Below are 20,605 nucleotides of genomic sequence, written 5' to 3' on the forward strand. Positions count from 1 at the left end.
CACCTCGGACCGGGGCGGCTGGTGCTTGTCCGGCCTGTTCGAACGTCCTTGTACTGCGGGCGCCTGTCGCCGAGGTGTCGACAGCGGCGGGGAGCCGTGCTTGCCTTGCTGCAGGGGAGCGCTCGGGGGGAACTGGGCGCGTGGCGGCAGGGGGTGGGCGCGTGCCCAGATTCAACGTTTCCAGTGTCTTTCAGCGGCTGGCCGATGCGGACTGGCTCAACCCGTTCCTGGCGGGTATCTACATCGACGGCGTCGAGGTCACCCAGGTGATCCAGTATCGCAAGGCGGCCGAGCATCTGACCGATCCGGCCGATCGGGGAGCGGACAACTCGATCCGGCTGGTCGCCGACAAACCGGCGTACGTGCGGGTCTATGTGCATGCGCTCTTCGCCGACGTGTACGGCGTACAGGGCACTGTGGTGATGCAGCGGATGAAGTACGGCGTCTGGGTGGACAGCGGGACGCTGGTCGCGCAGTACCCCGGAGTGGTGACCGCGCCGGCCAATCCCGACTACGCGACCGAACGGCGGTCGTTGGGCAACAGCCTGAACTTCGTCATACCGGCTGCGCTGATGCGCGGCACGTTCCGGTTGCGGGTGACCGTCCAGGCCGCGAGCAACAATCGGTACCGGGCCGAGCACTTCCAGACCGTCGACGCCAGCCTGCTGCAGAAGCTCAAGGTGCGGATGATCCCGATCAAGTACTCCGGGGACGACCTCAACGGCAACCACGTCGACCTGCCGTTGCCGACGCTCGCAGATCTGCAGTCGACCGTCGTCGACACCGTGAACTGGTATCCGGTCTCCCATGTCCCCGAGCTGTCGGTCGCCGGCCAGATGAACTGGTTCGTCCCCCTGTCCGGCGCGATCCTCAACGGCAAGTGCCCGGACGTGTGGAACAGCATCCTCGCCTGGATGTACCTGGTGAAGCTTGCCGACGGCGACAAACCGGGCTGGCTGTACTACGGGATGCTGCCGAGCGCGATTCCGCTCGACGGCACTGGTGGCTGTGGTGGTGGCGGAGCCGGCGTCGGGACCGGACCGGTCGGCCAGAGCAGCAGCATGGGCCACGAGTTGGGGCACGTCTTGTCGTTCCAGCACTCACCCTGCGGTCAGACCAACGATCCGTACATCGACCCGAACTACCCGGCGTACGAGCCGTACGACACTGCCCAGAATCGGATGGCCTCGATCGGGGAGTACGGGTTCGACATCACCGGGCCGACCGTGCTCAGGCCTGGCATCGGCCGCGACTTCATGTCGTACTGCTTCCCGCGCTGGCCGTCGTTGTACCAGTACCAGCGGATGCTGCAGCACGAACACCTCAACCCGAGCTGGGTACAAGGACCAGCAGACGCGCGGCCGCCGAACGTCCAGCTCGACCTGGACGGGCCGATCCCGCACTACATCCCGGATCCGCCGCCGGACTGGGGGAGTGCGCAGGTCAGGCCGATGCTCGTGCTGCTGGGCCGGATGGTCGAAGGGCAACTGGAGGTTCACCACGTCATCACTCTTGACACGACGCCGTCGCAGGACGGCATCCGGCTGCCAGGCACCTCGGTGCACCTCATCGACGGGCAGGGACAGCTGCTCGCCCAGGCTCCGGTCTACCTGGTCGAGACGCTGGCCTGCGGTGGCTGCGGCGGCGGTGGATGTGGTGGGTGCGGGGACAAGGCGGCTCTGGACCGAGGGGTTATCCGCGCGATGGTCCCGGTGGCGCCGGAGGGCGGGACGCTGCGGATCGTGCGGGACGACGAGGAGGTCTGGATGCGCGAGCCCGCTGACGCGCCGCCGTGGATCGAAGGTCTGCAGGCCGAGGCGACCCCGGATGCGTTGCGGGTCAGTTGGCACGAAGAGGTGTACGTCGACAAGCCGCTGCGGCTGCTGCGGTGGTCGGGCGATGACGGGCAGACCTGGCAGAGCCTCGCGGCCGGTCTGGGGGCAGGTGAGGCGACGGTGTCGGTGACGCCGATGTCGGCCGGCTCCGCGCTGGTGCAGCTGATGATCTCGGACGGCTTCCATACAGTGGTGAGCGACAGCGTGCGGGTCGACGTACCGTGGCGGGCTCCGGACGCGGCGATCCTTGCCCCTGCTTCCGGAGCCACTGTCCGGGCCGGCTCGTTGATCCGCCTATGGGCGCTCGCGAGCGACGCAAGCGGCAGGCCGTTGTCGGGCGAACAGCTGCGATGGGAGCTCGACGGGCAACCAGCCGGAACCGGTACGGAGGTCTTCGCCGAGCTCCTCGACTTCGAGGGCGACCATCGAGTCGTCCTCACCGCCGACGACGGCTCGTCGCGAACCGTCCTGACCACCAAGTTCACCGCCTCCGGCAACGGCCAACCACCACACCGCCATACCCGCTGACCTTCGTACGCCGGAAAGCCCGCCCGCGCAGCTCCTCCGTTGCCTGCGTACTGGCTTGTACCACCGAACGTGGTGTGGTTGCCAGGGCGGTGGGTCTACCGGAGCCCTGAGTGGAGGACGGGGCGGGGGTCAGGGTTTCCCCCTATCCCGCGGAGGCCTGTACCGGCGTACGGTCGGCCTATGGCGACGGAAGAGATCCGCAAGGACCTGCGGGCGGCAGTGGCGGCGCGGCAGGAGCTGGGGCCGGACTACGAGCCCGAGATCATCGAGGGGTTCCTCGCGAAGCTCGACGCGCACACCGCCCAGCACCTCGCCACGCCGCCAGTGCAGGCGCCGAAGCCGAGCAGGGAAGGCGACCCAGGCGGTCTCGCGCTCGCCATCGTGTCCGTCACCGCCGGTATCCCGATCACCGCGATCGCCGCCACCCAGGAAGGCGCCTTCGCCATCATCATCTGCTGGGGCGGCCTGGTCGGCATCAACCTGGCCCGCTCCATCTCCCGCTTCATCAGCCGCCAGCCCTAGTACCGCGGCTACTTGTTCAGGGGCACGGGATGACCGTGCTTGTCGAAGGCCCGGAATTCGGGCGTTTTGTGCGGTTTGGGTGATCGAGTGAGACCGTCGGTGGCAGTCGTGTAGGCGATCCCGTCCTGGACCACGCCCTCGTACCACGGGCTCGCGCCGCCCGGCCACACCACTCGTGACTGCAGCCGGGCGATCTCGGGCCGAACGCGGTAGACCCCAAGGACCTCGTCGAACTCGATCACCGGAGCGCCGTTCGGCGGCAGACCGCTGATCCCGTAGGTCAACTCGTCGATGACCGACATCCCCTGAGCCGGCGTCGGCCTCGCTACCCAGCCACTGTCCAGGACATCCTGGCCATCACCAGTAGCGGTGCAGAAGAGGATCCCCAGGCTGTGGCCGGGATGAGCCTTGGGCTGTGCCACCCTCATCAAAGCCACCACGCCGGTGAGGTTCTTCTCGTTGGTGAGAGTCGCGAACCGCTTCACCTTCCGGCTCCAGAGGACTTCGTCCCCGGGTTGCTGCAGACCGGTCCGACAGGTCTGCCGCAGCTTGGCCAACTCGGCGGGGCTTGCTGGGCCGAGATCGACCTTGATCGCGTCAGGTACCACCGACTCGCTGACCGGGGGGCGGCTGTTGTCGCCTTGGTGGGTGGCGAAGGTCGCTCCGGCGATGACGGCGGCGACCGCGGTCACGGCGGCAACCGGGGTGGCCCAGCGACGTCGCGTACGCCGTGCGGGGGATTGCATGACGCGACGGCGCAACCGGGCGCGCTGGTCCACGGACAGCGGCGGTACCGAGGGCGGCTCCAGCTGTGTGGTCATGAGAGCTCCTCGGAGAGGGCGGTGCGGGAGAGCAGGTCGGGGAAGCGGCGGCGGGTGCGGTGCAGGCGGGCCTTGACGGTGCCGACCGGTACGCCGAGCGCGTCGGCGGTCTCGGCCAGCGTGAGGCCGGACCAGACGACCAGTTCGAGCGTCTCCCGTTCGTGCCTGGGCAGCTTCGCCAGTGCTTGGCGGATGGCGGACATCCGGCGTTCGTCGTCGAGCCGGCGGGCGACTTCGGCGGCGTGGTCGGTCTCCGGTGGCGGATCAGGTAAGCGCTCCACCAGGTTCCGGAACCGTCGAACGGTCCGGAAGAGGGTGCGGCATTCGTTGCAGGCGACGACGAGCAGCCAGCCGCGAGCGCTGGGGGCGGTCAGTGGGCCGGGCGGGTTGCGCTGGAATCGTCGCCAGGTGCTCAGGAAGGTTGCCTGGACGACGTCCTCGGCGGTGGTCCAGGAGGCGGTTCGCCGGAACGCGAAGGCGTACACGTCGTCGGCGTACCGGTCGAACAGTTCGCCGAGGGCGGACTGGTCGCCAGAGCGCAGCCGCTCCCACACGCCGGAGTCGGAACTACCGCTGGAGGCCGCCTCGGGCGAGGCGCTGCCGGGGCTGGGCCCGGGCGAGGTGCTGCCGCGGCTCGGCCCGGGGTAGATGCTGCCGGGGCTCGGCCCGGTCGGCTCTGGAGCTCGGGCGGCCATCGGCGACTCCGTCTCGTCGGTCAGGATGATCTTCACATCGGGGAGTGGCCGCTCACCCACCCGATGGTTGCATCAGAGCCGGGCCAGGACGCCGGACAGACCGCTCTCCACGAACTCCGGTCGATCGGTGGTGAGGCCGTGGACGACCTCGTACCACGGGCCGAGGCGGTGCCAGTCGTACGCACGGCGGATCAGCTCGTCGCTCGGGCGGTAGGTCTCGGCGACGCCCTCGGAGAGCGCTTTCGGAGCGCCGTGCAGCAGCCAGCAGAGGTCCATCGCCGGGTCGCCGATGTGCGCGTCCGTCCAGTCGATGACGCCAGTGACGCGACCCTCGTGGACGCGGAGATGATCCGGCCCCAGATCGCCGTGCACGAGCGCGCTGTTGATGCCGCCGATGCCGTCGAGCAACGATGCCCCGCGCGTGCGCTCCCGCTCCGGCAGCAGCGGCAGAACCTTCTCGCGCATCTCGGCCATCACCTCGGCCCGCTCGGTCGCGGCAGTTGCCGGATCCAGGGCCCCGTGCTTCGCAGCCGCGACCGGGTCCATCTCGTGGAGCGCTTTGACGAACGACCCGAGCTCGCGGCCCAGCGCACTACTGGCTTCTGTCAGCGGCTCACCGACGAGCAGACGATGCCGTACGCCGTCCTCGGTCAGCTCCGGAATCGGAACCGGGAGCGGGAGTTGCGGCGCGAGCCAAGGGAGGAGGCGCGCCTCGGCCAAGAGACGCGGACGGACCTCCTCGCGACGGGGGGCGCGGTGCAGCCAGTCGCCGTCCAGCCAGGCGCGGCTGTCCCAACCGTTGTCGGTGATCGTCACACGAACGACCTCACCAGCGGGCCGACCAGAGCGGCCGTGTCGGGCATCACCGGCCAGGAAGGATCGTCCAGCTTCGCGATCAGCTCGGCCGGCGACATCCAGGCGCCCCAGGCGACCTCCTCGGGCTGGTGCACGACCGGCCCGTCCCAGACGCAGCTGTAGAGATAGGCGTGGTACGACGTGGCGTCGTCGGCATAGTCGCCCTCGGGCAGCTTCACCAGCTCGACCCCGCTGATCCCGAGCTCCTCGGCCAGCTCGCGCACCACCGCGTCGTACGGGTCCTCGCCGAAGGCGACCACGCCGCCGGCCATGAAGTCGTAGTACGACGGGTAGACGTCCTTCGTGGCGGTCCGGCGGTGGACGTAGATGTCGCCGGCGCTGTTGCGGACCAGTACGCCGGTGGCGGCGTGGCGGAGGTTGTCGCGCCGCATCACTGACCGCGGCGCGCTGCCGCATACTCGGCCGTCGGAGTCCAGCAACGCCACGAGTTCGTCCATTTGGGCAGTCTCACACGGAACCCTGTGGACACTTCAACGCATTTAGTCGGCCTGACCGCGTAGGCTCGATCGTATGAGTGTTCGGCGGATCATGGGCACCGAGACCGAGTTCGGGATCTCGGTGCCGGGCCAGCCCGGGGCGAACCCGATGCTGACCTCCAGCCAGGTGGTGAACGGCTATGCCCAGACGCAGCCGCTGGCGCGCAAGACGAGGTGGGACTTCGACGAGGAGCACCCACTGCGGGACGCGCGCGGCTTCGACCTCAGCCGGGAGGTGGCCGACTCCAGCCAGCTCACCGACGAGGAGACCGGGCTGGCCAACGTCATCCTGACCAACGGCGCGCGGTTGTACGTCGACCACGCCCACCCGGAGTATTCGGCGCCCGAGTGCACCAACCCGCGCGACGTGGTGGTCTGGGACAAGGCCGGCGAGCTGGTGATCATGGAAGGCGCCCGGCAGGCGCGGCAGATCCCCGGCGCGCCCCCGCTGAACCTGTACAAGAACAACACCGACAACAAGGGCGCGTCGTACGGGTCGCACGAGAACTACCTGATGCGCCGGTCCACGCCGTTCGCGTCGATCGTGCGGCACCTGACGCCGTTCTTCGTCAGCCGCCAGGTGGTCACCGGCGCGGGCCGGGTCGGGATCGGCCAGGACGGCAACGCGCACGGGTTCCAGATCAGCCAGCGGGCGGACTACTTCGAGGTCGAGGTCGGCCTGGAGACGACGCTGAAGCGCCCGATCATCAACACCCGCGACGAGCCGCACGCGAACCCGGACCGGTACCGGCGGCTGCACGTGATCATCGGCGACGCGAACCTGTCCGAGATCTCGACCTACCTGAAGGTCGGGACGACGTCGCTGGTGCTGGCGATGATCGAGGACGGCTGGCTCACCGACGACCTCAGTGTCGACCGGCCGGTGACCGCGCTGCACGAGGTCAGCCACGACCCGAGCTGTACCCACCTGCTGACCTTGAAGGACGGCCGCAAGCTCACCGCCGTCCAGCTCCAGGTGGAGTATCTGGAGCAGGCCCGCAAGTACGTCGAGGACAAGTACGGCGACGACGCGGACCGGCAGACCAAGGACGTCCTGCAGCGCTGGGAGAGCGTGCTCGACCAGTTGGCGATCGACCCGATGAAGCTGTCCGACCAGCTCGACTGGGTCGCCAAGCTCAAGTTGCTGCAGTCGTATCGCGATCGTGACGGCCTCGACTGGGACGACTCCAAGCTGCACCTGGTCGACCTGCAGTACGCCGATCTCCGCCCGGACAAGGGCCTGTACTACAAGCTGGTCAAGGCCGGCCGGATGCAGCGCCTGGTCAGCGACGAGGAGATCCGGATGGCCGTCTCGCACCCGCCGACGGACACCCGGGCGTACTTCCGCGGCCGCTGCATGCAGCAGTACGCCGGCCAGGTGGCCGCCGCGTCCTGGGACTCGGTGATCTTCGATCTGCCCGGCAAGGAATCGTTGCAACGCATCCCTACTTTGGACCCGCTGCGCGGTACCAAAGCTCACGTTGGGGCCTTACTTGACCAGTGCGACACCGCGAGTGACCTGGTTCGCACCATTACTGGGGGCGCCGCCGGGTAGGGTCGCACTAGAGGGTCGGTTGGGCGGCTCTCCACTGCGGTTCTAGGAGGTGTGTGCCATGGCGAAGGACGGCGGACAGCAGCACAAGCAGCCGAAGCGTTCGACGACCGAGGAAGAGGTCACCGAGGTCAAGTCGACCGAGGACGCCGCCGAGCGCAAGGAACGGCTCGACGACGACGTGGACTCGATCCTCGACGAGATCGACGAGGTGCTGGAGGAGAACGCGGAAGAGTTCGTCCGCGGTTTCGTGCAAAAGGGTGGGGAGTGAACCGCTAGATGACATTCGATGCCTCCGGCCGGTTGCCGGAAGCCTTCCTGGTCCCAGGTGGCTCGTCCTTCATGGACTTCCTGGCCGGGCACGCGCCCGACCTGTTGCCCGGACGACGCTCCCTGGGATCGGCAGATTTCTCCGCCGACGTCCCGCACGGTACGACGATCGTCGCGGCCACCTTCCCCGGTGGCGTCGTGATGGCCGGTGACCGGCGGGCCACGATGGGCAACATCATCGCCCAGCGTGACATCGAGAAGGTCTTCCCCGCCGACGAGTACTCCGCGGTCGCCTTCGCGGGCTCGGCCGGTTTCGGGATAGAGATGGTCAGACTCTTCCAGGTCGAGCTGGAGCACTACGAGAAGCTCGAGGGCACCACGCTCAGCCTGGACGGCAAGGCGAACAGGCTGAGCGCGCTGATCCGGGGCAACCTGGCGATGGCGATGCAGGGCCTGGCCGTGGTTCCGCTGTTCGCGGGCTACGACGAGGACATCAAGGGCGGCCGGATCTTCTCCTACGACGCCACCGGTGGTCGTTACGAGGAGCACCACTTCCACAGCGTCGGTTCGGGGTCGTTGTTCGCCCGGGGCGCGCTGAAGAAGTTGTACCGCGAGGACCTGTCGGCGACGGAGTGCGCGACGGTCGCGGTCCAGTCCCTGATCGACGCGGCCGACGACGACTCCGCCACCGGTGGGCCGGACATGTTGCGGCGGATCTTCCCGGTGATCGGCGTGGTCACCGCCGACGGCTACCAGCGGTTGCCCGAGGACGAGGTCGCCTCGATCGTCGACAGCGTGTGGGCCGCGCGGCACGAGCGTCCCGACGGCCCCGCGTCCTCGCTGACCTGAGCCGTTCGCTGACCTGAGTCTGCCCGCGCTTCGAAGACAAGGATTTCCATGAGCGTTCCGTTCTACGTCTCTCCCGAACAGTTGATGCGGGACCGGGCGGACTTCGCCCGGAAGGGCATCGCCAAGGGCCGCAGCGCGATCGCACTGCAGTACGCCGACGGCATCCTGTTCGTGGCGGAGAACAGGTCACCAGCCCTGCACAAGGTGGCCGAGATCTACGACCGGATGGCGTTCGCCGCCGTCGGGCGGTACAACGAGTTCGAGAACCTGCGGATCGCCGGCGTGCGGCTGGCCGACATGCGTGGGTACTCCTACGACCGGCGCGACGTGACCGGCCGGGCGCTGGCCAACGCCTACGCGCAGACGCTCGGTGCGATCTTCTCCTCCGGTGGCGAGAAGCCGCTCGAGGTGGAGATCCTGGTCGCCGAGATCGGCAACAACACCGCCCAGGACCAGATCTACCGGCTCACCTACGACGGCTCGATCGCCGACGTGCGTGGGTACGCCGTGATGGGTGGTCCGGCCGAGCAGGTCGCCGACTACATCGGCGAGCACTATGCGGAGGGCATCTCGCTGGCCGGGGCGCTCCGCCTCGCGGTCGACGCCCTCGGCCACGACGGCACCGAGGTCCGGCAGCTCGAGCCGGATCAGCTCGAGGTCGCGGTCCTGGACCGGACCAGGAGCCAGATGCGCAAGTTCAAGCGGATCTCGGAGGAGACGCTGGCCCGGATCCTGTCCGAGTCGAGGCCGGAGTCCTCGCCGACGACGGACGCCGGCACCCACACCGAGCCCGCGGCCGAGTCGGTCAACGGCGGCAACTACGAAAGCGGTGACGCCACACCGGATTCGTCCACGGACGCCGCTGACGACGCCCCGGTCGCTCCGCCGGTCGAGGACGACACCCCAGTCGCCCCGCCGGAGGACCCGGACACCAGCAACCCGCTGTGACAGCAGACCCGACACCCGCCGGGCGACCAACCTCCCCGGCGGGCCCTGCTCATCCCGCGAAACCAACCTCCCCAGCGGCTGCTGCTGATCTTGCCGGGGGAGTTGGTTCGTCGGTCCCGCGTGCTGCCGATCCTGAGCCGTGGGTGTTGCTGGAGGAGAAGCCGGGATACGACGGGTTTCTCACCGTCAAGCGCCGGCGGTATCGCCTGCCGGACGGCCGGGAAGTGGACTGGGACGTGTTCGGTCCGGAGCTCGATGCCGGGTTCAGTTCGGGTGTGACCGTGCTGCCGCTGACGCCGGAGGGCCGGATCGTCACGGTCCGGATGTTCCGCGCCGGACCCGATCAGGTCGTCACCAACCTGCCCGGCGGTCTGGTGGACCCGGGCGAGGAACCGGCCGACGGCGGTCGCCGCGAGCTGGAAGAAGAGACGGGCTACACCTGCGAGTCCATCGAGGTCGTCGGCTGGATCTGGGCAGCCTCGTCATCGGTCTTCCGCAAGTACGTGGCGATCGCCCGCGGCTGCCGTCCCGACGGCCAACAGCATCTCGACGAGACCGAGGACTGCGTCCCCGTGGAGCTCACCGTCGAAGAGTTCCGCGCCGAACTCCGCACCCCCGGCCAAATGACCGGCACCGACGCCGCCTACATCGCCCTCGACCACGCCGACCTCCTCTGAGCCACCGGGCGTACTACGTCGCAGTGGGCCAGGCTGCTCTGGGCCGCCCGGCGTACAGCGTCGTTCTGAACCACAGCGGCCGCTCTGGGCCGCCCGGCGTACGGCGTCGTTCTGAACCGCAGCGGCTGCTCTGGGCCGCCCGCCGCACTGGGTCGTCTGGACCAGCCGCGAGGACCCTGGACGTAATTGCGTTGTGTGATCGTGTGAGCGCGCTCTAGCGTGCGTGGGTGACTGAGGACCCGTTCGGAGATGAGCGGCTGGTGGAGTTGTACGACCTGGACAATCCGTCCGGCATCGACCACGACTACTTTCGCGCCCTCGCCGACGAACTCGACGCGAGCAAGATCGTCGACTTCGGCTGCGGCACGGGCCTGCTGACTCGCACCTTGGCGAAGGCCGGTCGCGACGTCATCGGCATCGACCCGAGCAAGACGATGCTCGACTACGCCCGCAGACAACCCGGTGCGGACAGCGTCACCTGGATCGACGGTGATCTGACCGTGGTCGAGCAGTCCGGCGACGCCGATCTGGTGCTGAGCAGCGGCAACACGATGATGTACGTGAGCGATCTCCCCGCCGCCCTGAGAGCCCTCCATGGAGCCCTCAAGCCAGGTGGCGTCATCAGCTTCGAGAGTCGCAACCCCACCACGCGCGCTTGGGAGCAGTGGATCCGCGAAGCGACGTACGGCGAACGTGACACGCCGGCCGGTCATCTGCGGGAGTGGATCGAGGTCACCGAGGTCGATCACGGCCGGGTGGTGTTCGACGCGCACAACGTCTTCGACGACGGTCGCGACGCCGTGTTCACGAACATCCTCCATTACCGGACCACCGACCAACTCACCACCGCTCTCGATCAGGCCGGCTTCGGCGAAATCGAAGTACACGGTGGCTGGCGTGGCGAGCCAGTGACTGAAACCTCGCGATTGCTGGTGTTCCGGGCTGCCAAGGCTGACATCGGTCGCGCAGCGGCGGCGACTCCGGGGGAGGACCGGTAAACTCGGTCGCGGACCGCTACTGGCGTTGAGGTGGAAGACCACCGGGGAACGGTCCGTCGGCCTCGCCGACCTGAAGCCGCGCGCCTGGGCAACCGACCTGTTCGTCGACGCCCGAAGGAGCGCGCATGACCTCGACCGGAACCACCACCCAGCCGACCGGAACCACCGGCCACTCGACCGGAGCCACTGCCCGGCTGATGATCGGCACCGACCTCGCCGCCGACATGGTGGCCAAGGCGGCCGAGCGGGCCAAGAAGTTGCAGGACGAGACCGGCGTACAGCCTTGCCTCGCGACCGTGCTGGTCGGCGACGACCCGGCCTCGGCCACCTACGTCCGGATGAAGCAGAACCGCAGCAAGAAGGCCGGCATCGGCTCGCGGAGCGTCGTGCTGCCCGCCGAGACCACGACCGAGGAACTCGTCGCCGAGCTGACCAAGCTCTCCGAAGACCCTGAGGTGCACGGGATCCTGCTCCAGCACCCGGTGCCGGCGCAGATCGACGAGCGGGCCGCGTTCGAGGCGATCGCCCCGGCCAAGGACGTCGACGGCGTCACCATGCACGCGTTCGCGGCGATGGCCTTCGGCGAACCGGGCTTCCGGTCTTGTACGCCGGGCGGCATCCTGCGCCTGCTCGAGGCGTACGACGTACCGCTGGAAGGCGCGCACGCCGTCGTCATCGGCCGCAGCCCGATCCTCGGCAAGCCGGTCGGAATGTTGCTGCTGGCATCCAACGCGACCGTCACCTACACGCACTCCAGGACCCGCGATCTCGCGGACATCGTGCGCACGGCAGACATCGTTGTAGCGGCGGTAGGCAAGGCGAACTTCGTCCGGGGCGACTGGCTGAAGCCGGGCGCGGTCGTGATCGATGCCGGATACAACGAAGGCAACGTCGGCGACGTCCACTTCGAGGAGGCAGCCCAGGTGGCCAGCCTGATCACCCCCGTACCGGGCGGCGTCGGCCCGATGACGATCTCACTCCTGCTCGAGCAGACTGTCGACGCCGCCGAACGGCTGCGGTAGGGGCAGAATGCGAGACGACCGGGCACCCGCGCGGGGAACTGGCTAGGGTTGTTGTCGGCAAATGGCCGCGAACGAGGAGGCAGGCACTGTGGCGGTACGGGCGATCCGGGGAGCCACCCAGCTCGAGAAGGATGAGCGCGAGCACTTGCTCGAGCGGTCCGCCGAGCTGGTCCGGGCAGTGCTGGAGGCGAACGATCTGGAGTCCGAGGACCTGATCAGCATCCTCTTCACGGTCACGCCCGACCTGCACTCGGAGTTCCCCGCGGTGGCCGGCCGGCAGATCGGGCTGACCGACGTACCGCTGATGTGCATGCAGGAGATCGACGTGCCGCACGCGCTGCCGCGGGTGGTCCGGATGATGGTGCACGCCGAGTCGCCGCGGTCGCGGGAGAAGATCCAGCACGTCTACCTGCACGGCGCCACCAGCCTGCGTCCCGACCTCACGGGTGCCCAGTGACCGAGCTGCGCGGACCGGTCCGGATCGTCGGCACCGGACTGATCGGTACGTCGATCGGCCTCGCGCTCGCGCGGCTCGGTGTCGTCGTGGAGCTGGTGGACGCCGATCCCGACAACGCGCTGATGGCCGAGCGGATCGGTGCCGGCTCGCGGCTGGTGCAGCTCGAGCCGCAGCTCGTGGTCGTCGCCGTACCGCCTGACCACGTCGGCGCAGTCGTCGCCGAGCAGCTCAAGCAGACCGACGCGATCGTCACCGACGCGGCCAGCGTGAAGTCGAAACCTTTGGCCGAGGCTCGCACACTCAGTTCGGCCGAGGACCTGACCCGGTACGTCGGCAGCCACCCGATGGCGGGGTCCGAGCGCAACGGCCCGCTCGCCGGCCGCGCCGATCTCTTCGACGGCGCGACCTGGGCGGTCACCCCGCACGAGACCAGCGCCCCGGACGCCGTCGAGCTGGTACGTCGGCTCGCGGAGGCGGCCGGTGCGCGCACGGTCGAGCTGTCCGTCGAGGACCACGATCTCGCGGTGGCCCGCGTCTCGCACCTGCCGCAGCTGATGTCGTCGCTCGCGGCAGGCACGCTGGTCGACGCCCCGGCGGCGCATCTGGAGCTGTCCGGCCAGGGCGTTCGCGACGTCACCCGTATCGCGGCCAGCGATCCCGGACTGTGGACACAGATCGTCTCGGCCAACTCGCCGGCCCTGAGTGGCCTGCTGGAAGGCATCCGGGACGAGCTGGACCGGCTACTCATTGCCTTGGGCAAGGAAGAAGCCGCGGACGAGGTCACCGCCGTACTGAACCGGGGTGTGTCCGGCGCGGTCCGCGTGCCGGGCAAGCACGGCGCCCCGCACATCGAGCTCGTCGCCGTACTCGTCACGATCCCCGACCGGCCCGGTCAGCTGGCCCGGTTGTTCAACGATGCGGCCGCTTCGGGCGCGAACGTCGAGGACCTGCGGATCGACCACAGCCCCGGCCGTCCGGTCGGTGAGGTCGAGCTGGACGTGAAGCCGGACTCGGTCGACCAGCTGGTCCGGGTACTGACCGAGCGAGGCTGGGCCGTACACCGGTAACCTCTGGGCCATGATCATCGCTGTCGACGGCCCGAGCGGTTCCGGTAAATCGAGCACGGCCCGTGGGGTCGCCACCAGGTTGGGCCTGCAATATCTCGACACCGGTGCGATGTACCGCGCCGTCACCTGGTCGGTGCTGGAGCACGGGATCGATCCGGCGGACACCGAGACGGCCGCCGCGCGCGCCCGCGACCTCCAGCTCGCGATCTCGACGGACCCGCAGCACCAGACCGTCGGCGCCGACGGGACCGATATCACCGAAGCCATCCGTGATCCGCGGATCAGCGAGAGCGTGAGCAAGGTGGCCGCCACCAACCTGGCGGTCCGGGCCGAGCTGATCAGGCGTCAGCAGGCGATCATCGCCGCTGCCCAGCAGACCGGCGGCATCGTCGTCGAGGGCCGGGACATCGCCACCGTGGTCGCGCCGGAGGCCGAGCTGAAGGTCGTGCTGACCGCCGACCAGGAGGCCCGGATGGCCCGGCGCAAGGCGGAACTCGCCGAGGGAGCGGTCTCGGCGGAGCAGCTTCGCGACCAGATCGTCCGCCGCGACGCCGACGACTCGACCGTGGCCCAGTTCCTGGTGGCGTCCGACGGCGCCGTCACGGTCGATTCCACTCATCTGTCTCTGGAGGAGGTCATCGACGTGATCTGCCGCCTGGCGAAGGAGGCCGAGGCCGCCCCTCGCGACCGGGAGTCATGACCGCCGAACTCACCGGGCACCGGGAGCTGCCCCGGACCGACGACCTGGCCCCGCTGCCGTACCGGCTCGGCGTGCCGCTGCGCCTGGTGGTCCGCCAGTACTTCCGTCGGCGCTACGACCTGACCGTGCACCACGAGGACCTGTTCCCGCGCACCGGCCCGGTCCTGATGGCCCCGAACCACCTGGGGCTCCTCGACGGCCCGCTGCTGGGTGCGATCGCGCCCCGGATGGTGCACCAACTCGGCAAGATCGAGGCCTTCACCGGACTGCAGGGCAAGATGCTGGTCCGGGTCGGCCAGATCCCGATCGACCGGTCGGCGTACGACGTACTGGCCGTCCGCCGGGCGATCCAGGTACTGCGTGCGGGCCGGGTGCTGACCATCTATCCGGAGGGCAGGCGCGGACCAGGGGACTTCCGCCGGATCCGGACCGGAGTGGCCTATCTGGCCGCCGTCACCGGTACGCCGATCCTGCCGGTCGCACTGCTCGGGACCAGGCAGCCCGGCGGTGACGTGGAGCGCTTTCCACCCCGTGGGACGAGGCTGGATGTGGTGTATGGCGAACCTTTCACCGTCGAGCGCGTACCATTTCCGAGGAGGCACTCGGATTTACGCGTGATTGCCGACCAGATCGGCGACGTGCTGCGGGCCCATGTGCAGGCGGCCGTCGCAGCCACCGGCAACCCGCTTCCGGGCGTGCCAGACCAGAAGGATCCTGATGAGTGACCTGCCCACCGGCTACGAGTTCGACGCGGAGCCGAGCCACGACCGCGACGACACCGGCCCGCTGCCGGTCGTGGCGATCGTCGGCCGGCCGAACGTCGGCAAGTCGACGCTGGTGAACCGGATCATCGGCCGCCGCGAGGCCGTGGTCGAGGACACTCCGGGCGTCACCCGGGACCGCGTCTCGTACGACGCCAACTGGGCCGGCCGCGGCTTCACGCTCGTCGACACCGGTGGCTGGGACCCGGACGCGGTCGGTTTCGCGGCGCTGGTCGCCGCACAGGCCGAGATCGCGATCAGCCTCGCGGACGCCGTGCTGTTCGTCGTGGACGCGACCGTCGGCATCACCGACTCCGACGAGGCCGTCGTGCGGGTGCTGCGCAAGTCCGGCAAGCCGGTCGTCCTGGCGGCGAACAAGGTCGACGACCAGCGCGTCGAGGCCGAGGCGATGAACCTGTGGAGCCTCGGCATCGGTGAGCCGTTCCCGATCTCGGCGATGCACGGCCGGGGGACCGGTGACATGCTCGACGCCGTCCTGGCCGCGTTGCCGGACGCGCCGGCCGAGCGCGACCCCGAGGTCGGCGGACCGCGCCGGGTGGCGATCGTCGGCAAGCCGAACGTGGGCAAGTCCTCGCTGCTGAACAAGGTCGCCAAGGAGGACCGGGTCGTCGTCAGCGACGTCTCCGGTACGACGGTCGACCCGGTCGACGAACTGATTGTCCTCGGCAACAAACACTGGCGTTTCATCGACACCGCCGGCATCCGGCGCAAGGTGAAGAACGTCCAGGGCCACGAGTACTACGCCAGCCTGCGCACCAACAGCGCGATCGAGCGGGCCGAGGTCGTCGTCGTCGTGATCGACGCGTCCGAACCGATGACCGAGCAGGACCTGCGGATCATGAACACGGTCGAGGAGATGGGCAAGGCGCTCGTCATCGCCTACAACAAGTGGGACCTGGTCGACGAGGACCGCCGGTACTACCTGGAGAAGGAGATCGACCGGGACCTGGTCCAGTTCCGCTGGGCGCCGCGGGTGAACATCTCCGCGATGACCGGCCGGCACATGGAGAAGCTGGTGCCGGCCATCGAAGCGGCGCTGGACGGCTGGCAGACCCGCGTCCCGACCGGCCAGCTGAACGCGTTCCTCGGCCGGCTGGTGGCGGCGCACCCGCACCCGGTCCGCTCCGGCAAACAGCCGAAGATCCTGTTCGGGACCCAGGCCACCACGATGCCGCCGACCTTCGCGATCTTCACCTCGGGCGCCTTCGAGCCGTCGTACCAGCGCTTCATCGAACGCCGTCTGCGCGAGGACTTCGGCTTCGTCGGCAGCCCGGTCCATGTCCAGATCCGGCCGCGGGTGAAGAAGCCGAAGAACTGACCCACCGGACCGTGCGGACCTGGTAAAAACCACCCTTAGGGATGGGGTAAGGTTTACCCGCTCGCTGCTTCGGGAGTGAGCATTCGGGCTGTGGCCTAGTTGGTAAGGCGCCAGTCTGGGGGACTGGAGATCGCGAGTTCAAGTCTCGCCAGCCCGACGTCAGGGGCACCGATTTCGATCGGTGCCCCTTTGTCGTGTCCAGGGCTGTATCGGCCGCCGCTTGATTGCGCTGTAATGATGTAATCAGGAGGCGCGAGATGGCGGAAGACGACGTACTGGATGCCTACTCCCGGGTGGTCTCGGGAGTGGCCGAACAGCTGATCCCACGGGTGGCCAGCCTGCGGGTGCAAGGCCGGCGCGGTGACTCGTCCGGATCCGCGGTCGTGCTGACCGGCGACGGGCACCTGCTCACCAACGCCCACGTGGTCGGCGACGGCGACAGCGCCACCGCCGAGTTCGCCGACGGTACGACGGCGCAGGCGGCCGTGATCGGCGTGGACCGGCTCTCCGACCTGGCGGTACTGCGGGCCGACCGCGAGATCCCGGACCCGCCGGAGTACGGCGACGCGGACGGGCTCAAGGTCGGCAACCTGGTAGTTGCCGTGGGCAACCCACTGGGACTGGCCGGGAGCGTGACGGCGGGCGTGGTGAGCGCTCTCGGGCGTTCTCTGCCGGTGCGATCGGGTTCAGCGCAGCGGATCATCGAGGACGTGATCCAGACCGACGCCGCGCTGAACCCGGGCAACTCCGGCGGAGCGCTTGCCGATGGCAACGGTCGCGTGATCGGCATCAACACCGCGGTCGCCGGGATCGGCCTCGGCCTCGCCGTACCGATGAACCCTACCTCGCGGCGGATCATCTACGCGCTCCTGCACGACGGCCGCGTCCGCCGCGCCTACCTGGGCTTGGTGACGAAACCCGCTCCGCTGCGGCCGCAGCTGGTAGAGCGCTTCGGTCAGCGGACCGCGCTGAGAGTCGTCGAGGTGATCTCCGGGAGCCCGGCGGCCGCCGCCGGTTTGCGCGAGGGCGACCTGGTCCTGGCCGTCGACGGCACACCTCTACGAGATGCTCAGTCGCTCCAACGTCAGCTCTTCGCCGACGCGATCGGCCGGCGTACGGAGATCACCGCCATCCGCAACGGCGCGCTGGTAGACGTCGTCGCCGCCCCTGCCGAGCTGACCGACCGATGATCGGGTCTAACCGTTCAGCCTCGCTCTCAGTAGTGCGCAAGTGCCAGGCTCAAGGGGAGCGTTGGGGAAGCTGAAGTCGCGAGTGACCTCCTCGAACCTGAACCTCTGGTGGAGGTCGAGGATGGCCGCGTTCCCGAGGTTCACGAAGGTGTAGACCTCGTCGGCGCGTTCGGCTGTCCACCGCAACCGGTCGGCGGTGAGCAGTTCGCCGATCCCGTGCCGACGCCAGGCCGGTGCGACGATCAGCCCGATCAGGTAGTACCCCGACGGCGCGGTGTCGGCCGGCATCCCGGGCACCAGCTGGTGCCGGACAACCCCGCCGTACCCGATGACCTCCTCGCCCGCGCACGCCACAGCGACGTACCGATCGGGATTCTCGAGATCGCTCAGCAACCGCTCTCTGCGATCGGAAACGCTGCCGCCGGTGCGAGTGACGATCAGTCGCGCACACGCCTCGAGATCGTCGGAGAGCGCTCCCCGGATCGAGATCGCGGTATCAGCGGGCCGCCGCGATTCGTCCGGCCGGTAGTCAGCGAAACCCTTCATGCGCAGCAGCCTAGATCGCGGTGGACAAGTAAGAGACAGAACAAATCGACGAGGCGCCTCCGCTGTCGACCGGCTAGTTGGTTACCGGGTCGACCTAGGATCGCCGGGACGAGAGCCGCGAAGGAGGCAGTGTGGACGAGCGGGTGGTGCGGGCCCGGGAGCTTTACGAACAAGCCATCTTCAACGGCGCAGAAGGTGTTCTCGCGCAGGCCGACGCGGAACTGGATGCCGTCGAGGCGGACCTCGCGCTCGCGCGCGGCCGGGTGCTGCACGGGCGATTCGTTGCCTGCGACAAGGAAGATCCGGCCGAGCTGCCGTTGTTCCAGCGGGCGGCCGAGCTGTACCGCAAGCTGGGCGACCAGCGTGGTGAGGCCGAGGCGCTGTTCTGGATCGGCTGCTTCTACCAGGTCGTCTGGAAGGATGCCGACGGAGCCGTCGAGGCCCTGGAACGATCCGCCGAACTCGCGCGCGGAGTAGACGACAAGCTGACCTTGTCCTACGCCCTCCGCCACCTGGGTATCGCCGCCCAGCAAGTCGGCCAACTCGACACTGCCCGCACCTTGCTCGAGGAGTCCACCACCCTCCGCCGCGGCCTAGGCTTCCACGCCGGCGTCGCCGCCAACCTGGTCGGCCTCATCTACCTCGCGGCCGCCCAAGGCCGCACCGCCGACGCCCACCTCCTCGCCGACGAAGCCACCGCCCTCGCCGAGTCCGCCGGCGCCACCAACATCCTCACCCAACTAACCGAAGCCCGCCGCCACCTCTGAGACCCGGCGTCCTGCTGAGCCCCGCCGCCACCTCTGAGCCCGGCTTGACCTGAGCTCGCCGGGCCCGGGGTCACCTCCGTAGCCGCCTCAGGCGAAGCGCACGGAGTACGAGATGCGCGGGCCGGGCGTACGGCGTACCGGGATCACCAGCCGCGCGCTCGCCATTCGGGGAGGTGGGGGCGTTCGGTGCCGAGGGTGGTGTCGGCGCCGTGGCCGGGGTAGACCCAGGTCTCGTCGGGGAGCCGGTCGAAGAGCTTGGTCTCGACGTCGTGAATGAGCGACTCGAAGTTCTTCTTGTTGCCGCGGGTGTTGCCGACGCCGCCGGGGAACAGCGAGTCGCCGGTGAACAGGTGCGGCGCGCCGGTCGGGTCGTCGTACAGCAGGGCGATCGAACCCGGGGTGTGCCCGACGAGGTGGATCACCTCGAGACCCAGCTCACCGAACTTGATCACGTCGCCGTCGCCGACGGCCTCGTCGGTCGGGACCGGGATGCCGTCCGCGTCCTCGCGGCCGGCGACCGTCGTCGCACCCGTCTTGGCGACCACCTCGGCCAGCGCCTGCCAGTGATCGCCGTGCTGGTGGGTGGTGATGACGCGGGTGATACCGCCGGAACCGATCACGCTCAGCAGTGTCTCGGCATCGTTGGCGGCGTCGATCAGCACCTGCTCGTCGGTCTGCCGGCAGCGCAGCAGGTACGCGTTGTTGTCCATCGGCCCCACGGCGACCTTGGTGATCATCAGCTTGGCCAGTTCGTGCGTCTGCACCGGCCCACCGACGTGGACATTGCCGTGGTACTCCGTCATGTGTTCTCCCATGTCAGTCCTCTCAGCCCCACGCCGGTACGCCGGGAAGCTCACCGTCCGCCGAGAGCGTGCTCCCGTCGTCGCGGCCGAGCACCCAGCTCAGCAGAGCCGCAGTGTCGCCACTGACGATCCTTGCACCAGCCGGCCGCTCGGGCGACGTCCACTCGCTGTCGGAGCTACGCAGTACGACCAGTACGTCGTCCGGCCAGCGCGCCGTCACGTAAGTGAGCAGCACCTCGCGCAGCTCAGCCGGCACGTCGTCGAAGGTGTACCCGAGCCCCAGGTCGACATGATGAACCTCCACCTCGTTCAGACGCGCCACGACGATCTGGTCCGCAGTACGGACGACTCCGCTCGGCCAGGAGACTTCTGTGAGCCACGCCACCTCGGGCAGATCCTCGAACCGCTCCCGGAGCCGCGCCTCCGCGGCCACCAGATCGTCGATCTGTTCCGTGAGCGGCCGCGCCTTCCCCTCGGCGATGTCGGCTTCGCGGGCTTCGCGCGACACGTACATCGGCTTGCGGACGCCGGTTTGGGCCCAGTCGCACAAGTTCACGAGCGCGTCGGCGTTGCGGGCGAGGTGGGTCAGCACGTGCCCGATCGTCCAGCCGGGCAGCAGCGAGGGGCGGCCGATGTCGGCATCCGTGAGCCGGGCGAGCGAGTCCAGCAGGCGCCGGTCGGCGGACGGTAACTCCGCCAGCAGCCGGCTCGTTTGCTCCGATGCGACCATGGCCTGAGAGTATCGAATATGCTTTCGAAAGAGGCCGTGGATCCGGTCCGGATCGCCGAAGGAAGTTTTTGTCGGTGGGCCTCGTTAGCATGACCGGGCATGTCCCAGGAGTGGGTACCGGAGCCTCGGCGAGGCCACGGGTCCGCCCCAGAAACCCTCGAGAACGGCTGAGAGTG

Annotated in this window: 23 protein-coding genes, 1 tRNA gene and 1 riboswitch; of the genes, 17 read left to right on the top strand and 7 right to left on the bottom strand. The window is 68.8% G+C overall.

The annotated features are described in order from the left end of the window. The first annotated feature begins 161 nt into the window (after positions 1 to 161). Entirely contained in the window at positions 162 to 2,363 is a 2,202-nt protein-coding gene (locus DIZ26_RS07430) for a M66 family metalloprotease (RefSeq protein ID WP_112238939.1), read from the top strand. A 180-nt stretch (positions 2,364 to 2,543) separates the two neighbouring features. Next, positions 2,544 to 2,885 carry a hypothetical protein gene (locus tag DIZ26_RS07435; RefSeq protein WP_112238940.1) on the top strand — a complete coding sequence of 114 codons (342 nt, stop codon included), beginning with the start codon at positions 2,544 to 2,546 and terminating at the stop codon, positions 2,883 to 2,885. Positions 2,886 to 2,893: 8 nt separating this feature from the next. Here DIZ26_RS07435 and DIZ26_RS07440 read toward each other — a convergent pair whose 3' ends face one another. Genes DIZ26_RS07440 through DIZ26_RS07455 form a run of 4 tightly spaced genes read right to left on the bottom strand, consistent with a single transcriptional unit; the run spans position 2,894 to position 5,714 of the window. Then, positions 2,894 to 3,706 (bottom strand): hypothetical protein, encoded by an 813-nt coding sequence (locus tag DIZ26_RS07440; RefSeq protein WP_112238941.1) that lies wholly within the window; start codon positions 3,704 to 3,706, stop codon positions 2,894 to 2,896. Then, on the bottom strand, positions 3,703 to 4,437 hold the full coding sequence (locus tag DIZ26_RS07445; RefSeq protein WP_232828178.1) for an RNA polymerase sigma factor: 735 nt from the start codon (positions 4,435 to 4,437) through the stop codon (positions 3,703 to 3,705). The genes DIZ26_RS07440 and DIZ26_RS07445 overlap by 4 nt, the downstream gene beginning before the upstream one ends. Before the next feature lie 36 nt (positions 4,438 to 4,473). Then, positions 4,474 to 5,217, bottom strand: coding sequence for a phosphotransferase (locus DIZ26_RS07450; RefSeq protein ID WP_112238942.1), 744 nt, complete (start codon positions 5,215 to 5,217; stop codon positions 4,474 to 4,476). Next, entirely contained in the window at positions 5,214 to 5,714 is a 501-nt protein-coding gene (locus DIZ26_RS07455) for an NUDIX hydrolase (protein WP_112238943.1), read from the bottom strand. Before DIZ26_RS07455 ends, DIZ26_RS07450 begins: the two co-directional genes overlap by 4 nt. Positions 5,715 to 5,787: 73 nt before the next feature. Here DIZ26_RS07455 and dop point away from each other — a divergent pair, with 73 nt between their 5' ends. From dop to DIZ26_RS07525, 14 genes are all read left to right on the top strand, one after another. Then, the gene (gene dop, locus DIZ26_RS07460) at positions 5,788 to 7,308 is read left to right on the top strand and encodes a depupylase/deamidase Dop (RefSeq protein WP_112238944.1); all 1,521 of its coding nucleotides are present in this window, start codon (positions 5,788 to 5,790) and stop codon (positions 7,306 to 7,308) included. A 58-nt stretch (positions 7,309 to 7,366) separates the two neighbouring features. Continuing rightward, positions 7,367 to 7,576 (top strand): ubiquitin-like protein Pup, encoded by a 210-nt coding sequence (locus DIZ26_RS07465; RefSeq protein WP_112238945.1) that lies wholly within the window; start codon positions 7,367 to 7,369, stop codon positions 7,574 to 7,576. Between the two features lie 8 nt (positions 7,577 to 7,584). Then, positions 7,585 to 8,424 carry a proteasome subunit beta gene (gene prcB / locus DIZ26_RS07470; protein ID WP_112238946.1) on the top strand — a complete coding sequence of 280 codons (840 nt, stop codon included), beginning with the start codon at positions 7,585 to 7,587 and terminating at the stop codon, positions 8,422 to 8,424. A gap of 48 nt (positions 8,425 to 8,472) precedes the next feature. Then, on the top strand, positions 8,473 to 9,372 hold the full coding sequence (prcA, locus tag DIZ26_RS07475) for a proteasome subunit alpha (RefSeq protein WP_112238947.1): 900 nt from the start codon (positions 8,473 to 8,475) through the stop codon (positions 9,370 to 9,372). 143 nt (positions 9,373 to 9,515) lie between these two features. After that, positions 9,516 to 10,049 carry an NUDIX hydrolase gene (locus DIZ26_RS07480; protein WP_157979637.1) on the top strand — a complete coding sequence of 178 codons (534 nt, stop codon included), beginning with the start codon at positions 9,516 to 9,518 and terminating at the stop codon, positions 10,047 to 10,049. Between the two features lie 227 nt (positions 10,050 to 10,276). After that, positions 10,277 to 11,047 (top strand): class I SAM-dependent methyltransferase, encoded by a 771-nt coding sequence (locus DIZ26_RS07485; RefSeq protein WP_112238949.1) that lies wholly within the window; start codon positions 10,277 to 10,279, stop codon positions 11,045 to 11,047. A gap of 5 nt (positions 11,048 to 11,052) precedes the next feature. Next, positions 11,053 to 11,144, top strand: a riboswitch (ZMP/ZTP riboswitch). 28 nt (positions 11,145 to 11,172) lie between these two features. After that, a complete protein-coding gene (locus DIZ26_RS07490) occupies positions 11,173 to 12,069 on the top strand; it encodes a bifunctional 5,10-methylenetetrahydrofolate dehydrogenase/5,10-methenyltetrahydrofolate cyclohydrolase (protein WP_112238950.1) in 897 nt (298 codons plus the stop codon). 61 nt (positions 12,070 to 12,130) lie between these two features. Further along, the gene (aroH, locus tag DIZ26_RS07495) at positions 12,131 to 12,526 is read left to right on the top strand and encodes a chorismate mutase (protein WP_232828179.1); all 396 of its coding nucleotides are present in this window, start codon (positions 12,131 to 12,133) and stop codon (positions 12,524 to 12,526) included. Continuing rightward, positions 12,523 to 13,593, top strand: coding sequence for a prephenate dehydrogenase (locus DIZ26_RS07500; protein ID WP_112238951.1), 1,071 nt, complete (start codon positions 12,523 to 12,525; stop codon positions 13,591 to 13,593). The genes aroH and DIZ26_RS07500 overlap by 4 nt, the downstream gene beginning before the upstream one ends. A 10-nt stretch (positions 13,594 to 13,603) precedes the next feature. Further along, positions 13,604 to 14,293, top strand: coding sequence for a (d)CMP kinase (cmk, locus tag DIZ26_RS07505; RefSeq protein ID WP_112238952.1), 690 nt, complete (start codon positions 13,604 to 13,606; stop codon positions 14,291 to 14,293). Further along, positions 14,290 to 15,018, top strand: coding sequence for a lysophospholipid acyltransferase family protein (locus DIZ26_RS07510; protein ID WP_112238953.1), 729 nt, complete (start codon positions 14,290 to 14,292; stop codon positions 15,016 to 15,018). Before cmk ends, DIZ26_RS07510 begins: the two co-directional genes overlap by 4 nt. Further along, entirely contained in the window at positions 15,011 to 16,393 is a 1,383-nt protein-coding gene (gene der / locus DIZ26_RS07515; protein WP_112238954.1) for a ribosome biogenesis GTPase Der, read from the top strand. Before DIZ26_RS07510 ends, der begins: the two co-directional genes overlap by 8 nt. A gap of 84 nt (positions 16,394 to 16,477) precedes the next feature. Next, positions 16,478 to 16,550: transfer RNA gene (locus tag DIZ26_RS07520), tRNA-Pro, on the top strand. A gap of 100 nt (positions 16,551 to 16,650) precedes the next feature. Next, positions 16,651 to 17,583 carry a S1C family serine protease gene (locus tag DIZ26_RS07525; RefSeq protein ID WP_112238955.1) on the top strand — a complete coding sequence of 311 codons (933 nt, stop codon included), beginning with the start codon at positions 16,651 to 16,653 and terminating at the stop codon, positions 17,581 to 17,583. A 6-nt stretch (positions 17,584 to 17,589) separates the two neighbouring features. Here DIZ26_RS07525 and DIZ26_RS07530 read toward each other — a convergent pair whose 3' ends face one another. Continuing rightward, entirely contained in the window at positions 17,590 to 18,129 is a 540-nt protein-coding gene (locus DIZ26_RS07530; protein WP_112238956.1) for a GNAT family N-acetyltransferase, read from the bottom strand. Positions 18,130 to 18,260: 131 nt separating this feature from the next. Between DIZ26_RS07530 and DIZ26_RS07535 the strand changes: the two genes are divergently transcribed. After that, positions 18,261 to 18,896, top strand: coding sequence for a tetratricopeptide repeat protein (locus DIZ26_RS07535; protein WP_198675966.1), 636 nt, complete (start codon positions 18,261 to 18,263; stop codon positions 18,894 to 18,896). A gap of 143 nt (positions 18,897 to 19,039) precedes the next feature. Here the strand turns inward: DIZ26_RS07535 and DIZ26_RS07540 are convergent, their stop codons facing one another. Both DIZ26_RS07540 and DIZ26_RS07545 read right to left on the bottom strand, forming a co-directional pair. Then, the gene (locus tag DIZ26_RS07540; RefSeq protein WP_112238957.1) at positions 19,040 to 19,699 is read right to left on the bottom strand and encodes an MBL fold metallo-hydrolase; all 660 of its coding nucleotides are present in this window, start codon (positions 19,697 to 19,699) and stop codon (positions 19,040 to 19,042) included. A 22-nt stretch (positions 19,700 to 19,721) separates the two neighbouring features. Further along, positions 19,722 to 20,429, bottom strand: coding sequence for a maleylpyruvate isomerase family mycothiol-dependent enzyme (locus DIZ26_RS07545; RefSeq protein WP_112238958.1), 708 nt, complete (start codon positions 20,427 to 20,429; stop codon positions 19,722 to 19,724). Positions 20,430 to 20,605: the final 176 nt, after the last annotated feature.

This window comes from Kribbella monticola, assembly GCF_003261635.1.
Classification (GTDB): domain Bacteria; phylum Actinomycetota; class Actinomycetes; order Propionibacteriales; family Kribbellaceae; genus Kribbella; species Kribbella monticola.

Excerpts from the sequence above, each read along its gene's own strand:
- DIZ26_RS07435 (WP_112238940.1), top strand. The coding sequence starts at position 2,544 with ATGGCGACGGAAGAGATCCGCAAGGACCTGCGGGCGGCAGTGGCGGCG.
- DIZ26_RS07440 (WP_112238941.1), bottom strand. The coding sequence starts at position 3,706 with ATGACCACACAGCTGGAGCCGCCCTCGGTACCGCCGCTGTCCGTGGAC.
- DIZ26_RS07455 (WP_112238943.1), bottom strand. The coding sequence starts at position 5,714 with ATGGACGAACTCGTGGCGTTGCTGGACTCCGACGGCCGAGTATGCGGC.
- dop (WP_112238944.1), top strand. The coding sequence starts at position 5,788 with ATGAGTGTTCGGCGGATCATGGGCACCGAGACCGAGTTCGGGATCTCG.
- DIZ26_RS07465 (WP_112238945.1), top strand. The coding sequence starts at position 7,367 with ATGGCGAAGGACGGCGGACAGCAGCACAAGCAGCCGAAGCGTTCGACG.
- prcB (WP_112238946.1), top strand. The coding sequence starts at position 7,585 with ATGACATTCGATGCCTCCGGCCGGTTGCCGGAAGCCTTCCTGGTCCCA.
- prcA (WP_112238947.1), top strand. The coding sequence starts at position 8,473 with ATGAGCGTTCCGTTCTACGTCTCTCCCGAACAGTTGATGCGGGACCGG.
- DIZ26_RS07490 (WP_112238950.1), top strand. The coding sequence starts at position 11,173 with ATGACCTCGACCGGAACCACCACCCAGCCGACCGGAACCACCGGCCAC.
- aroH (WP_232828179.1), top strand. The coding sequence starts at position 12,131 with ATGGCCGCGAACGAGGAGGCAGGCACTGTGGCGGTACGGGCGATCCGG.
- cmk (WP_112238952.1), top strand. The coding sequence starts at position 13,604 with ATGATCATCGCTGTCGACGGCCCGAGCGGTTCCGGTAAATCGAGCACG.
- DIZ26_RS07510 (WP_112238953.1), top strand. The coding sequence starts at position 14,290 with ATGACCGCCGAACTCACCGGGCACCGGGAGCTGCCCCGGACCGACGAC.
- der (WP_112238954.1), top strand. The coding sequence starts at position 15,011 with ATGAGTGACCTGCCCACCGGCTACGAGTTCGACGCGGAGCCGAGCCAC.
- DIZ26_RS07525 (WP_112238955.1), top strand. The coding sequence starts at position 16,651 with ATGGCGGAAGACGACGTACTGGATGCCTACTCCCGGGTGGTCTCGGGA.
- DIZ26_RS07530 (WP_112238956.1), bottom strand. The coding sequence starts at position 18,129 with ATGAAGGGTTTCGCTGACTACCGGCCGGACGAATCGCGGCGGCCCGCT.
- DIZ26_RS07540 (WP_112238957.1), bottom strand. The coding sequence starts at position 19,699 with ATGACGGAGTACCACGGCAATGTCCACGTCGGTGGGCCGGTGCAGACG.
- DIZ26_RS07545 (WP_112238958.1), bottom strand. The coding sequence starts at position 20,429 with ATGGTCGCATCGGAGCAAACGAGCCGGCTGCTGGCGGAGTTACCGTCC.